This window comes from Photobacterium minamisatsumaniensis (assembly GCF_050336695.1).
GTDB classification, from domain to species: domain Bacteria; phylum Pseudomonadota; class Gammaproteobacteria; order Enterobacterales; family Vibrionaceae; genus Photobacterium; species Photobacterium minamisatsumaniensis.
The window spans coordinates 152,086-166,468 of sequence record NZ_JAKJSI010000017.1 but is presented as its reverse complement, the minus strand read 5'-3'; the positions used below and the strand labels follow the sequence as shown (position 1 = coordinate 166,468).

Genomic DNA, 14,383 nt, shown 5'->3' with positions numbered 1-14,383 from the left:
CCCCAACAATTAACCAAAAACTATTGTCATAGTTTGCAAACAACATCATGTTGATACCTTGCAGGGCAAAGGCCAGCGTCAGTGTTCTGACCCCACCAATTTTGTCTGATAACAACCCCGTTGCCAGTCGTCCACCTGAATTAAATATGGCTAGGGCTACGACCAAATAGGCAGCATCGGTAATGTCAGCCTGAATCGCAGCAATCGATGTAATATTAGCAATCACCATTAAGCCCGCGGCGGATGAAAACGCATACATTAGCCACAAAATATAAAACTCACGCTTTTTAACCATACTACGCCATGGAACATCGAGTGTAGGCTGTTCATTGCTTGCAGACGCGTTTATTCCATTACTCGGTTGTTGGGGGGCTTCTGGCACATAGCCTTTGGGCGGATTATCAATAGTACATGCCAGTGGAAAAGCTATCGCCAGCAGCGCAAAGCCTAAAATCAGAAAGCTCTGATTAATACCGTATTGCTCAATTAAATAAGTAACGAGTGGCGCAAGGTAAATAGAAGCAACGCCAAACGCCGTTGCAATTAACCCATTCACAATCCCTTTGCGAGATGGATGAAACCACTTCATTGCAACTGGGTTTAAGCACGCATAGCCAAATCCGATTCCACAGCCGGTCAGTACACCAAATGTGACACTTAGCACCACGGGTGACAACGTCACTGATGACAACAACATCCCCGCACCTGCCAGCAAGGTGCCAGTCATTAAGACTTTGCGAGGACCGATTTTATCTTGGACGACACCAGCGGCCAACACTGCAAGTGAGAGTACAACAATTGAAAGCGTATAAGGAAATGAGGCCTCTGCATTCGTCCAGCCTTGCTCAACCACTAATGCATTTTTAAAGACACTCCAAGCATACAAAATACCAATGCATAGATTAACGCCACAGCTCGCCAATAGAATACGAACGGCTTTCGCTTTTAGATTCATAAATATAACCACGGTATACCAGCTAATACCTAACAGAAGAAGCAACAGCTCATCACCACATACGGCAGCTTATTCAGATAGGTATTATTTGAAGTAAGTGAAAGAAAGAGAAGCACAAAATCGGGCTTCTCTTTCTTATTTGTTTATTTGAAGTAGTGACTAACTCAAATGATATTAATAACGTAATAAGTAATCAGATATTTCTTTTTGACTTGGCGCGCAATCACCACCTTGATGGCTAACAACATAGGACGCTACAGCATTACCAAGGAGCATGGCATCAGGCAGTTCCCAACCAGAAGCGAGTCCGGCGAGTACTCCACCAGCATGAGAATCACCGGCACCAATGGTATCAACAACATTGGCTTTAAATGGCAGCACGCAACCCGAGGTTTTTTCATCTGCAAACAAAGCGCCATCACTATCAATGCGTAGAATCAATGGACACTGGTATTTTTGATACCAGCTCTGAGTAAAGGCCTCTGATGACACCATACCTAAAACTTCAGCTTCTTGGCGGTTTAGAGATACTATCGGTTTCAATGCTAGCAAGCGAGAGAATAACTGAGGTGGGACATCAGCAATACGAGGACCGAAATCAACAAATATATCCGTTGCTTCAGGCTGACTCTCTAACCACGAAACTAATACATCACCGGACTCAGACGCTAACTGATAACCCGACACATAAATCAATGCATCATCATTCAATTCGATACTGGTCAGTAAATCAGTATCCCACTGGTTTTCAACCCCACTTACCGAGATAAAGGTACGTTCACCGTCGGGTTCAACCAACGCCATGCACCAGCCATTATCTGCACGCTCGTTTCGTAGCATGCTGACAATACCTTTCTCCGCCATGGATTTCTCAATTAAACTCGCCCAATTACCTTTGCCTAATGGCAGCGCATTAAGTGACTCAACCCCAAGGCGATTCAAGGCAATGGCAATATTTAGTGCGCACCCACCAATGTGCAGTCCTTTCTCAGCAACTTCGATATCACCTCCCCGCGTTGGCAACGCGGGAGTATCAGTAACGATATCAATAACAGCCGCCCCAATTACGCACAGCTGGCGCTGATTACGCAATGTAGGAATGAGCTGCAATAATGCGTTATGAGGCATAATTGCCCTCCTTAGCGGCACGAAGCTCGGTAAAGGCTTTGCTGTATTTGGTAAAGTCTAACTGATTGGCAGCATCAAGCTGGGCTTTCAGCTCAGTATCAATGCTATCTATACCGTTAATCGCACCACAAATTGCCGTGGCCATTGCGCCAATAGTATCGGTGTCGCCTCCTAGGTTGGCACATAGAATCGCACAACGGTTAGGGTCGGTTTTCGCAAGCTCTACCATCGCAATAGCAGCCGGCACCGATTCAATGGTACTTGTACCTGTACCAACAAGATCGTAGATCTTCTGCATTGTCGTTTCGACACCCGTTGTCTCACGTACTACTGATAAAGCTAACTCTATACGCGATCCCATTGATGCACTGAATGTGGTGATGTTTCTATTCTGAGCGGCATTAGCAATCGCAGGTAATTGATCGCTAATATTTTGCCAGCTTTCGCCATCAACCGCTTTTGATACCGCCCAAGCAATTGCAGTAGCACCAGCAACTGCAACATCAGATTTATGCGTCGGGCTAGATGCCAACCATACTTGCTCTATAAAATCGTCAAGTGAACACGTCGGCATCAAACAACCCAATGGTGAAACGCGCATTGCCGCCCCATTGGTTACACCATTATTCTCAAGCTCAGCAATTGGCGTGCCTGCCTTAATCGCTTTCATTGCTGCTTTTGAAGAAGGCCCAAAAACATTCTTGTTAAACGCATCAAAACCATCGGCCCAAGTCATCACATTACGAGCGATTACATCTGGGTTTATTTGACCTTCACACTCTAAAATCGCATCGGCAAGGGCAAGGGCCATTGATGTATCATCGGTGAAATGACAGGCTTCAAAATAACACGCTGCATTATTTTCTGCTGGACCCGGAAGAAAGCGGTCAATCCAACCGAAGTGTGCTTTTACACGGGTGCGAGGCCATAGTTCAGAAGGCATTCCCATTGAATCACCCAAAGCCTGACCATAAAACGCACCAAGAATTCGATTTTCTGTATTGTTATTCATTCTGACTACACCTAAAAAACTAAAATTTGAACGTCGCCCGCCTTAAACTAACCAGTCTAATTTGAGATAAGGCGGGCGGAATACCAGCTACGTATTCACAATATTACTAAGGTTATGCGTTAGCTGTTTTTTGCTTTACTTCGTTATCGCCTTCAACTGAAATTTCGCTGATCTCGCCATCTGATTCGCGGAAGAAGAACATAAACACAACGAGGATGACAGCTATCATGACGCCACCGAAGCCCCACATACCTGACCAATTAAACGTCAATCCATTAACCGGCTCTTCGTAAGCAAACATCTTCTCCATCATCACACCACCAAGGCTATAACCCAGTAGGCTACCTAAACCCTGACAACAAAGCGTAATTAAGCCTTGTGCGGCGGTACGCATGTGTTTTGGTGCTTTTTTGTCTACATAAATGTATGCAGTCACGAAGTAGAAGTCATAGCTCACACCGTGAAGCAAAATTCCTGCGAATAGTAATGAGTACAGGTACCACTGATCAGCACTACCGTAGACAAAGAAGCCATAGCGGACAGCTGCGGTAAATAGACCAAGCATTAATACCTTTTTAATACCATATCGTTTGGTAAAGAAAGGTAGCGCTAGCATAAAGAAGATTTCAGAGAACTGGCCTAAAGACATCCAACCAGTAGCATTACTCATACCAACTTCTGTTAAGTAACCGTTGGCAAAAATGTAATAGAACGCGAGTGGCATGCTGAACATGAAAGAACAAACAAAGAATGCTAAAAAGTTTTTGTCTTTCAGGAGCACGAGTGCATCTAGACCAAGCATCACTTTTAAGCTCAGTTTACCTGTGCTTTGTGGTGGTGTGTTTGGCAACGTCAGTGCAAATACGCCTAACAGTGCCGAGCTTGCTGCAGTCACAAGTAGCGGGATATTCGTTGCCGAGATGTCACCGTAGCCTAACCAACCCGGTAAGAAGCCACAGACAATACCTGACGCAATCCAACCGATAGTACCAAGCACACGAATACGCGGGAAGTCACGCTCTACATCTTCTACATGTGAGAATGCAATCGTATTCGTCAACGCAATTGTCGGCATGTACGTTAGTGCATACAGCAACAATATCGGGAAGAAACTAGAGAACTCCGTTTGCTGCGCAGCGAGGTACATTAACCCAGCTCCCGCGAGTAGAAGTGCTGCTAACACTTTCTGGGCGGGGAAGAATCTATCTGTAATTGAACCAACCAAAATCGGAGAGATAATCGCCGCAATAGCCGTACATGCATACGACCACGCAATTTCTGTTGGGGTAAATCCACTGGTATTCAAAAACTGCCATAAGGGAACAAACCAAGCTCCCCAGATGAACCATTCAATGAACATCATGAATGACAGCTTTGTATTTGTTTTAGTCATTATTATTTCCTTTAGTAGTAGGGCAAGACCAAAGTTATTACTAAAGTAATACCAAAGCAATACCAGATAGCTCGAAGAGTGATCACTGTTGTATTTTTAATATTAGAAATATCAACAAACAATGACTTAGCTTTACTTCTCTTCTCGGCTATTTGTTAAGTGTAGGATTCAAAAAATGGAACTGACACGCTTTACCCTCTATAGGGGGTTGGGCTACAAGATAAACAACTTTGGCTGTTCACGCAGGGAGTCTATAGAAGGCACACTGTGAGGCTAACAATTAAACACATCTAAATCGACTATCGCCGCACCGACTTTTAATAGGTGGGAGCTATATGCTAAATCCATATATAACAGTTACTTATTACCATAAGTTGAATTAAGAAATTCTTACAAAGTAGCTAATGCAATTATACTGCCACTACAATAGCATGCACTCAAACACATAATGAGAGAGTCAGACATGCTTACACCAATTAAAGATCAAGTTGTTATTGTTACAGGCGGCAGCAAAGGCATTGGCAAAGGGATCGCACAAGTCTTCGCTCGCCAAGGGGCAAAAGTAATAATTGTGGCTCGAGGTAAAGAAGCGTCACAAGCCGCCGCTGAAGAAATACGTAACAATGGCGGCTCAGCTGAATACTATCTTGCTGATGTAAGCAACTGGCAAGAGATGAACAAAATGGCAGAATCGGTCCGTGAAACACATGGCCGTATAGACGTACTGTGCGCCAATGCTGGTATTTTCCCACAGACTAGCCTAGCTGATATGGACCCGGAAGACTGGGACTTAGTGATGAACACCAACTTAAAAAGCCTATTTTTAAGTGTGAAAGCCGTAACACCATTTATGAAGGAACAGGGTAAAGGGCGCATTGTCGTGACTTCTTCTATTACAGGCCCTGTTACTGGTTTTCCAGGATGGTCACACTACGGTGCATCAAAAGCAGGCCAGTTAGGATTCATAAAAACAGCGGCCATTGAGCTTGCACGCTCAGGGATTACAATTAATGCCGTAATGCCTGGGAATATTTACACCGAAGGTCTGCAGGATTTGGGGCAAGACTATCTGGATACGATGGCCTCATCTATTCCACAGAACCGCTTAGGAAGTGTTGACGATATTGGTAATACCGCCCTATTCTTTGCCTCAGATGAAGCGGGCTATATAACAGGGCAAACAATCGTTGTGGATGGCGGTCAAATTTTGCCTGAATCTTTAGAAGCGCTTGACGGTCTATAAATAGATTAAGCCAAAAAATGTCGTGCTTAAAGCACGACATTTCCTTTATCTCTTAATAAATGTACTTAGAGGTAACTTGATTATTGGAAGCGGTAAGTCGGCCCTACCTCATCAGCAGTTAGTACATTTAGTTTGCTCACATCAGCACCAACGCCATCAAATTGATAAAAACCGTTGACCATTTTATAGCTTGGCTTCTCTGTTGAAATCCCCACAGGCAGAGCGTCCATACCGTGCGTAGCACCGTAGTACACTTCATCGCTATACGAAGGGTTCGTTAATTCAGCCTTTGGATCTGCGCGCAATGATTGCAGATTATCTTCTACGTTAAATACAACATTTTGACTAAATGCAACCTTATCACCAGTAAATGTATTCTCAACTTGGCTATTATCAAACAGGCTTACACGGTGAGTTTGGTTACCATGTACCATGCCATATTCAACATCAACCAACGTATTGCTTTCAACTGATATATTTTTCGGTGTCCACTGCTTATTCAGCTCTTTGCCTTTGACTGACTGATCGAGTACTTCACCATCTTGAACATTGATGATACCGGTATTAATGACTACCCCACCGCGAACGTCAGCATTACCCGCAATTTGGCCACCAGCACCACGTAGACCCATTAGGTAGTTGTTACGAACAATATGATTTTCATCATAAATACGGATGCCACCAGTATGTTGCTTATGGTTACCGAGTACGACATTATTTTCAACGATGTTGCCTTTACCATGACGTAACGAGATCATCGAAGCGCTTTCAAAAATGGTGTTTCCTGCAATTCGGTTTTCGCCCGATTTAACAGAAATCAGCTCTCGCTCGCCATCTGAATCAACTAACAAGTTATTAATGAACTGAGTACGTGACGGCCACTGACTGCTCTTTGAATCACCAATGCGGATCGCTTCCCAGCTATTCCCGTTGTAACGAACAGCTTCTTTAATATCGAGTTCGTTAAACTGGTTTTTCTTCTGAGAATAAAAAATATTGTCAGAGATAATATGATTATCGGCCTTATCATCGATATTTTTCTGAATACCAATTAACGTGCCACGCTTATGTTTTCCTTCAAAGCGATTGTTAATCACCTTGCCATCTTTACCCCATAGCGAAACCCATAAGTATTTAGGGTACTCACTGCGGCGCTCATCAGGCTCATAAGCATAGTCTTCAATGAAATAATGGAATGTCGAATTCTTTAGTGTATTCCGGTTACCTTCAAGCTTAATGCCACCCATGCGTTCTGCTGGGCCGCCTTCAGTAAACACTAGGCTGTCTAAAGTAATATCGTCGCCTTGTGTGATTAACTGAACTAAACCAGTAAATAATGCCGTACCTTCTTGTGCCGCTTTTACAGTCACGCCATTAGCCGTTATTTTTACCACACCTAAATTGGCATAACGTCCAACTGGTATCTCTACAACATCGCCATCTTTAGCGTTCACTAATTGATCTTTTAACGCAGCGACAGCAACATCACTTACTTGCGGAATATTACTAATATCAACCAATGTTCGAGTTGTACCAGCAACAAGCTGTTCGCTACTCAGTTCTTCAAGAACCATGGCTGATGAAAGTGTTGTATTTGCAGTCACGACGTTTTGTTGTACTGATGCTACATCACTAGTATTTGCCGCAACCTGAAAAGTAGCCAAAGACATTGTTGCAGCAAGAGCTGCAGCAATTGGGGTTAGTTTATTCATGGGAAGTTCCTTGCTCTGGACTAAAACAGCCCAGAGCGTTCATTGATAAGAAGGTTTAGCGATTACAGTTTTGGATAAAGCAGGTATGCATCGCGCTCTGCCCAAACTTGTGAAAGGTTGCTCAAATCTGCATTACCAAAGCCAATCTGCTTAATCACGTCATCATAGTAATTCGTGCCCCAAGCAAGATCTGCTTTACGGTAAACGGTTAGCATGCGATATGTTTGGAAACGCCCTTTCTTCACATCATTATCTTTATGTGGCCACTCTTCTGCTTTCTGGAACTGAGCAACATAATCAATACCCGATTTCATGTTACGCCCTCGGTAGTCATGATTCCAAATATCGACATCCATCTTGTCACCAAGCTGCGCAAGATATGCCATTGCATCCAAGTTAAAGTAGCTATAGTGGTATCCGCGCGTACGCGCTAATTCTTCTGGCTGCGTACCTTTGCTATCAAGCTGTTCACGGATACGCCACTTCGTGTTAGCAACCGCCACTTTTGCGATATCTTCACGGCCTAGATAGTAAGCAATACCCGCAATTTGTGCCTGCATCCACGTTCCATGATTATTGGGTGAATACATCTCAGCAGTACCTTGCTCTGACGTAATTAACCAATCAAGGAAGTCTCCTAACCATGCACGCATCGCCACATCATCTTCAGCAGTCCAATGCTCTGAGGTCTCAAGCAAAGACAATGCATCAACTAAACGGTCTGAAAAGCTGCGTGAATCAATCATGCCACTTCGGCGCTGATCATCGACCCCAGGTACTGCTTGCGCATAACGCACATTTGGGTTCATGCGAGTGTCGGAATTAATGAACCAATGACGCAGCATTTTTGTTGCTTGCTCTGCGTATTTCTCTTCACCCGAGAAATAGTAAGCAACCCCAAGCGCACGTACAGAGCGGGTAAATAAACCAATCCGAACAGAGTCTGTGGCATCCGTTTTTGAATCTGGGTTGGTATTCCCATCATGACGGATCCAAGGTAGACCATCTTTAGTATCTGGATTTGGCCACCAATATGGGCTTATCGAGAAGTAATCATTTTTATCACCACTTGGCGGTAGTAACGTTTTATCTGTGACAGAAAGTAGACCAACAGACATTGCTGATTCAGCTTCTTCAATTAAACGCTCATAGCTTGCTTGTGCTTCAACCGTTGCAGTGTCGTTGTGAATACGCGCTTTACTTTCTGCAATCAATTCTGCATCAAAGAAAACGGTATTTGGTAAGGCATCGCTCGCATATAAAGGCGCTGCAAACATTGCGCTGGCTATCACAACACTACTAATTGCTTTGTTCAACATTTTGAAACTCCGATATTCAAATTGTAAATTATTTTTGCTCTGTCGCTAAGTCTGCTGATTCAACCGAATCATCAACAGCTTTAACAAGCAACAAACCAACAGCTAATACAATGGCACCACACAATACGAAGATCAGGCGTCCCCACATTGGGTTAGGTAGCACGAACATCGCCATTACACCCACACCTGCGACAGCAATCAGTGAACCAAGCATGCGACGTTGTTTATTATCTAATTGCTTTTGTTCAGTTGATTCAGCAACAATTGGTGTTGCAAGGTTATTGAAGAATCGATCAACATCGTTCTGGCGCTCTTCTGGAAGAGGCTTATAGAACACCGTTGTCAGAATAAAGAAGCCAGCGGTGAATACCAGGTGAGCAATTAGGCCAATAGCAACTTTCAAGTCTGACCATTCACGGCCTGTTAGCGGCTCTAGGTTAAACCAGCCCTGTACCATATCTGCAGTAATAACAAAGCCAACAAAATAAGAAACAATACCACCGACAACAAGCGTACCCCAGCCAGCCCAATCCGGTGTTTTCTTAATGAAGAAGCCACAGAAAGCAGGAATAGTCATCGGGAAACCAATCAATGCACCGACATACATCATGGTGTCAAACAGGCTAAGTCCTTTGAGCGAGTTGATGAACAGAGCAACCAGAATAATTGCAATACCAAAGAACGTTGACGTTAGTTTAGAAACAATAACTAGCTCTTTTTCATTCGCGTTAGGACGCAGAATTGGCTCGTAGAAGTTCTTAACAAAGATACCCGAGTTACGGTTTAGGCCTGAATCCATTGAAGACATGGTTGCAGCAAACATTGCAGCAATCAGAAGACCAACCATACCCGCTGGCATATATTCCTGAACGAAATATAAGTAAGCAAAATCACCGGCTTTAGAACCCGCATCTGGGTATTGAGCGACTAAGTCAACACCTTGGCCCGCGATAAACCATGAAGGCATGAACCAAATCAGTGGACCCATTGTCATGAGGATACAAGCTAATAACGCTGCTTTTTTTGCATTTTTTGAATCTTTCGCCGCTAGATAACGGTATGAGTTCAACATGTTGTTAGTAATACTGAACTGCTTGAAGAAGATGAAGAACGCCCAAAGACCAAAAATGCTCAAGTAATTTAGATTGTTACCAGAAACAAACGAAGCACCTTCTTGAACCGGGAAGTTATTAACAATTTCACCAACGCCCCCGCCTTGGATTATCGCAACAACAGCACAAGTTACTGTTACAGCCATAATAATGACCATCTGCATAAAGTCAGATGCGATAACCGCCCAAGAACCACCAGTAACCGACATAATCAACACAACAAGACCGGTCAAAACAATCGTCGTGGTCATATCAAAGCCGAAGATACCTGACGCTATAATGGCAAGACCATTTAACCAAATACCTGCAGTAATCACACTGTTAGGCATGCCAGACCAAGTGAAAACTTGCTCGTTATGCTTACCGAAACGTAAACGAATAGCTTCAATGACTGTAACCACCCGCATTTGACGGAACTTCGGTGCGAAGTATAAGTAGTTCATCAGATAACCAAAGGCGTTTGCCAAAAAGATTATCGCAACGGCGAAGCCATCGTCATAAGCTTTACCTGCAGCACCTGTAAATGTCCACGCACTAAATTGCGTCATAAATGCTGAAGCACCTACCATCCACCACAACATGCTGCCGCCTCCACGGAAGTAGTCACTGGTAGTATTCGTAAACGTTCGGAACATCCAACCTATTGCAATCAAGAATAGAAAGTAGATGCCGACGATACTTGTATTAAGATCCATCGTTATTGTCCTTTGTAGTTTTAATGTCTGTATTCACTATAAAAAAAACCAACCAGAACTTGTACTACAATAAGCTTTATACGTGATCCGGATCTCTAATAAAAACAAACAAAAGTAATACAAAACATTTAAATAACTAAAAACATACACTTAAATTAATTCATCAACACCTACCCCTTCGCGATAAACATACAGAAATAATTATAAGTATTATTTAATATGATCTTAATCACACAACAAATATACCAACCAATAAATTATAAAATAAAACACCAAACATAAAGCATTGATAAATATTCATTTGAATATTTAGCGTGCGCCAAGTCACACCGATAGCGATCACAAAAGCAAAGATACCCACTATGAAGATAATAAACAGCTTAATAATATTGTATTACTTTATTCGTAATGATAATTAGGATACCTATATTATGTTTAAACATTCTCGCCTAATGCTTCTTGTCGGTTCAGCACTTATTGCTGGTCAAGTTAGCGCTGCTTCTATTGATGTACGTCATGAATACAAAGTAAGCGTCTAATTACCCCCCACATTCAAATCACAATAATACTTTGTCATAGTTTTTCCAATCTAACGGAGGAACTATGACGCAATCAGAAACGCTATGTTCCCTTCAGTTGTTGCTGTACTTAAAGTAAGCGTCAACTGGAGGGAATGTTTATGCTCCAAGCTCACTTTCGTAAACTAGTCATCCAACTGGGTGAACTAACCGACAGCCAATTCACCCATGTTGAGATGTTACTCAAAGGGACAGACCCAAGCTCCCATATCATCAGGGACTTAGAGCAACGACTTGTTGATAATCCTGAATGCCCTCACTGCTATCTCTGATAAATCGTCACGGGAAAGTAAATGGTATGCAGCGGTATCGCTGTAAGAACTGTTTGAAAACCTTTATGGCAACAACGGGAACACCGTTGGCACGTCTTCATTACAAAGAACAATGGGGTCATTACATGAAATGCATGCTGGAGAGCAAAGTACTTCGTGTCAGTGCCAGAGAGTGCGGTATTAATCTCAAGACCTCATTCCTATGGCGACACCGATTTTTGGAACTACCTACAACCCTGAACGCATCAGGGCTTGAAGGCATTATCGAAACCGATGAAACGCTGTTCCCCTATTCAGAGAAAGGTATTTTAGGTCAACTTTTCAATCGTTTATCAAGCATCGCTGATTTTGAATGGCTCTTCTTAGATGGCTCTATTGTTCGAGCCCACCAACATAGTACAGGTGCGGCTACTGAAAGCTCTGAACAAATAGGAAAAAGCCGTGGAGTCAATTCAACGAAAATTCATTTAGCAGTGGATAGTGGCGGCTTACCKATTTGCTTTGATTTATCAGAAGGTCAACGGCACGACATAGTGCATGCCGAAAGTTTAGTTGAGCAACTCGATGAAGTTAATACCACGTTTGTGATAAAGGATATGACAGCAAAGATCAACACGCCCTAATTATGCTGAAGATTTCCTAGGCGACTCTTGGCCAGGTTCTCAAGATAACGACTATGAGTGGGACTACAATTTTAAAATTGGTTACAAAGGGAAAGACTGGAATTGGAGACCTTACATTGAACTAGATAACATTAATTGAAGTAGTTCGTGTAATCCTGATTCTACACGCCAGTTACGTAGTCGTGTGGGTATTACTTACAGCTTCTAATATACGTGTAGAACGAAGAACCAATCGATTTCTCTTTCATTAAGCTATTTACCATTTAGAAATCTGATTTTTCAATAAAAAAACGCTCTAATCAAAGCTGATTGGAGCGTTTATTTACACTATGGTTTCGTTGCTGTTAGCTGCAAACTAGAAGCGATAATCCGCACCTAAACGCCATACGAAATCATCGTTCCAGTCTTTACCTTGAGCATCACCTCTGTGGATATCACGAGTTGATACTTTACGGATACCAGCTCTTAGGCGCCATTCGTTGTCGAAACGTTGTTGTACTTCAAACGTGTGACGGATACGGTTGAAACCACCTTCGCCTCGCAGAGTGTAGCGTGGTTGATAAATGTACGATACCGTTGCTTCACCCACTTTGTAGTGCAGTTCGTTAGCTACTAGGAACTGTGTACGAGATTTACCATCGTCCCATGAGTTTGAACCTTCACGTGCATCATGGTTGATATCAGTAATTTCTGAAACCAAATTCCACTGCAGATCACCAAATCTAACACGGTTACGGAAACGAAGTTCACCACGGAAATCGTTATCACGCTCGTCAGCATCTGCATAGTAATCAGCACGAATACGAATATCACGCAGTAACCACTCCGGTGTGCCCAATTTTGACACTGTCGATTCTAAACGAACACGTCGGTCATCAAGACTGGTGTCCATTTCGTCCGACTCACGGTAGTTTAAGTCCATCGTTAGGTGGTCATTAAACTTGTAACCAACATAGCCTTCCACACGGAATCGAGAATCGTTATCATCCTTCTCGATACCAAATCGAACATTATTGTCTACTTGAATGTCTACACCAGCTTCGATTGTATCTGTGTAGTTTTGGCCAAAATAGATCTGACCTTTTGCGCCCGCGATTGCGGTTGGTGCTGCCATTGCTACAGCAATTAAAATTACAAGCTTTTTCATTTTTTATTTTCCTGTATGGGTAATTTTTTTATTATTAATTAGTGTTCTAACTTAAGGTCGTAGATAGTAACTTGCGTGATTTCGTCTGCTTCACCTGTGCGGTTTTGTATATAGTTACCCGCTTTGAAGTAGAACCAGTCGTTTTCGTAGCCGTAGTTACGCATATCTACAGTTTGTGAAATTTGGTCTCGTCCTTCGATGTCGAACGTTACTGTTAGGTCATTGCCGGAGTAATCAATCTCGTAAGAGAACTTCTCACCAAGAGCCACACCATGATCCATCGTTTTAGGAGTTTGCTTTTCTCCATTGCGCCAGAATGTTGGGCGTGGATCGCCAATGAGTGGAAGTAGAATATCACCGTGTACTCGTAGGCCTGAGTCACGCTCTGGTTCAATTAACAGATAGATAGAGCCAGTGTTCCAATGCGGCATTTTGCGGTACATGATTTTCACTGGCTCATCGTGTTCGCCGTGAATCTGACCGATGATTGTGCGACCAATCTGCCAGTCAACACCAGTTGTCGTTACTTCGTCTACCGAAATAGTCACCGACATCTTTCCGTTTACACCACCCGCTTTTTCTTGATTGCTTTCCGTTGCTGTATCTACAACCCAGTTGTTTTTGTTAATACCGCGAGTAGAGATAGAAGTATCACCACAACGCATCATTTGGCGTAGCTCCGAACGAATGTACTTTGTATTTTCAGATGTTTTTACACCTGCAATTGGGGAGCGGAATACAACACCATCACCAGCTTCGTTAACGAAGAAGTAATCAGAGTTGCTTGCGCCTTCTGCAATTTCTTTTTCACTAAATTCTGTTGGGCGATCACCACCAGTCAAAGAAACTGGAAGTGTTACTTTCCAACAAGAAAGGTCTAGAACATCACTAGGAGTTTTTTCTGCCATCGCTGGTGCAGATACCGCTGCTGCAATAGCAGTAATAAGAGCAAACTTTTTCATTATCTATTTTCCTAAACATTGGACTAAAAAGTTAAGATTATGTAAACAAATAAACAAACAATAAGACAAATAAGCGACAGTAAGTATTGGCTTATCTGTTCCAAAGTATGTTCATCAGCAAATAATAGTTATCAACATATCGTGAGTGCTTTTGGGGAAATATATCTAAATCACCATGTACATTTAGCTCTCGCGTTGGAATGTACGCATATAATAATACAAAGAAATATCG

The 14,383-nt window shown here is 42.8% G+C and carries 11 protein-coding genes and 3 pseudogenes; 5 read left to right on the top strand and 9 right to left on the bottom strand.

Annotated features, from left to right (window positions below; translation table 11 throughout):
• The 4 genes from L4D78_RS09410 to L4D78_RS09395 all read right to left on the bottom strand — a co-directional run.
• On the bottom strand, positions 1-955 hold a 955-nt coding region (locus L4D78_RS09410; protein WP_428466672.1), incomplete at its 3' end, for an L-lactate MFS transporter.
• 174 nt (positions 956-1,129) lie between these two features.
• Entirely contained in the window at positions 1,130-2,083 is a 954-nt protein-coding gene (locus L4D78_RS09405; RefSeq protein WP_428466671.1) for a PfkB family carbohydrate kinase, read from the bottom strand.
• Positions 2,073-3,095, bottom strand: a complete 1,023-nt coding sequence (locus tag L4D78_RS09400) for an ADP-ribosylglycohydrolase family protein (RefSeq protein ID WP_428466670.1) — start codon at positions 3,093-3,095, stop codon at positions 2,073-2,075. Before L4D78_RS09400 ends, L4D78_RS09405 begins: the two co-directional genes overlap by 11 nt.
• A 112-nt stretch (positions 3,096-3,207) precedes the next feature.
• Positions 3,208-4,488, bottom strand: coding sequence for a nucleoside permease (locus L4D78_RS09395; RefSeq protein WP_428466669.1), 1,281 nt, complete (start codon positions 4,486-4,488; stop codon positions 3,208-3,210).
• 463 nt (positions 4,489-4,951) lie between these two features.
• Here L4D78_RS09395 and fabG point away from each other — a divergent pair, with 463 nt between their 5' ends.
• Complete coding sequence (gene fabG / locus L4D78_RS09390; protein ID WP_428466668.1) at positions 4,952-5,731, top strand: 3-oxoacyl-ACP reductase FabG; 780 nt, start codon at positions 4,952-4,954, stop codon at positions 5,729-5,731.
• Between the two features lie 80 nt (positions 5,732-5,811).
• On the opposite strand, the gene L4D78_RS09385 is transcribed toward fabG, so the two are convergent.
• The 3 genes from L4D78_RS09385 to L4D78_RS09375 form a co-directional block, all read right to left on the bottom strand.
• Positions 5,812-7,443: a polysaccharide lyase 6 family protein gene (locus L4D78_RS09385; protein WP_428466667.1), complete on the bottom strand. Its 1,632-nt coding sequence runs from the start codon at positions 7,441-7,443 to the stop codon at positions 5,812-5,814.
• Positions 7,444-7,505: 62 nt separating this feature from the next.
• The gene (locus L4D78_RS09380) at positions 7,506-8,762 is read right to left on the bottom strand and encodes an alginate lyase family protein (protein ID WP_428466666.1); all 1,257 of its coding nucleotides are present in this window, start codon (positions 8,760-8,762) and stop codon (positions 7,506-7,508) included.
• 28 nt (positions 8,763-8,790) lie between these two features.
• Positions 8,791-10,569 carry a sodium:solute symporter family protein gene (locus tag L4D78_RS09375; protein ID WP_428466665.1) on the bottom strand — a complete coding sequence of 593 codons (1,779 nt, stop codon included), beginning with the start codon at positions 10,567-10,569 and terminating at the stop codon, positions 8,791-8,793.
• Positions 10,570-11,248: 679 nt separating this feature from the next.
• Here L4D78_RS09375 and L4D78_RS09370 point away from each other — a divergent pair.
• The 4 genes and pseudogenes from L4D78_RS09370 to L4D78_RS09355 form a co-directional block, all read left to right on the top strand.
• Positions 11,249-11,419, top strand: coding sequence for a hypothetical protein (locus L4D78_RS09370; protein WP_428466664.1), 171 nt, complete (start codon positions 11,249-11,251; stop codon positions 11,417-11,419).
• A pseudogene (locus L4D78_RS09365) lies at positions 11,398-11,460 on the top strand (hypothetical protein); the annotation flags it as partial. The gene L4D78_RS09370 and the pseudogene L4D78_RS09365, both read left to right, overlap by 22 nt.
• A 249-nt stretch (positions 11,461-11,709) precedes the next feature.
• Positions 11,710-12,044 (top strand): annotated as a pseudogene (locus tag L4D78_RS09360) (transposase); the annotation flags it as partial.
• Positions 12,041-12,250: pseudogene (locus L4D78_RS09355) on the top strand (oligogalacturonate-specific porin KdgM family protein); the annotation flags it as partial. The pseudogenes L4D78_RS09360 and L4D78_RS09355, both read left to right, overlap by 4 nt.
• A 147-nt stretch (positions 12,251-12,397) precedes the next feature.
• Here the strand turns inward: L4D78_RS09355 and L4D78_RS09350 are convergent.
• Together L4D78_RS09350 and L4D78_RS09345 are read right to left on the bottom strand one after the other, a co-directional pair.
• On the bottom strand, positions 12,398-13,189 hold the full coding sequence (locus L4D78_RS09350; RefSeq protein WP_428466663.1) for a porin family protein: 792 nt from the start codon (positions 13,187-13,189) through the stop codon (positions 12,398-12,400).
• Between the two features lie 38 nt (positions 13,190-13,227).
• Positions 13,228-14,151 carry a polysaccharide lyase family 7 protein gene (locus L4D78_RS09345; protein WP_428466662.1) on the bottom strand — a complete coding sequence of 308 codons (924 nt, stop codon included), beginning with the start codon at positions 14,149-14,151 and terminating at the stop codon, positions 13,228-13,230.
• Positions 14,152-14,383 lie beyond the last annotated feature (232 nt).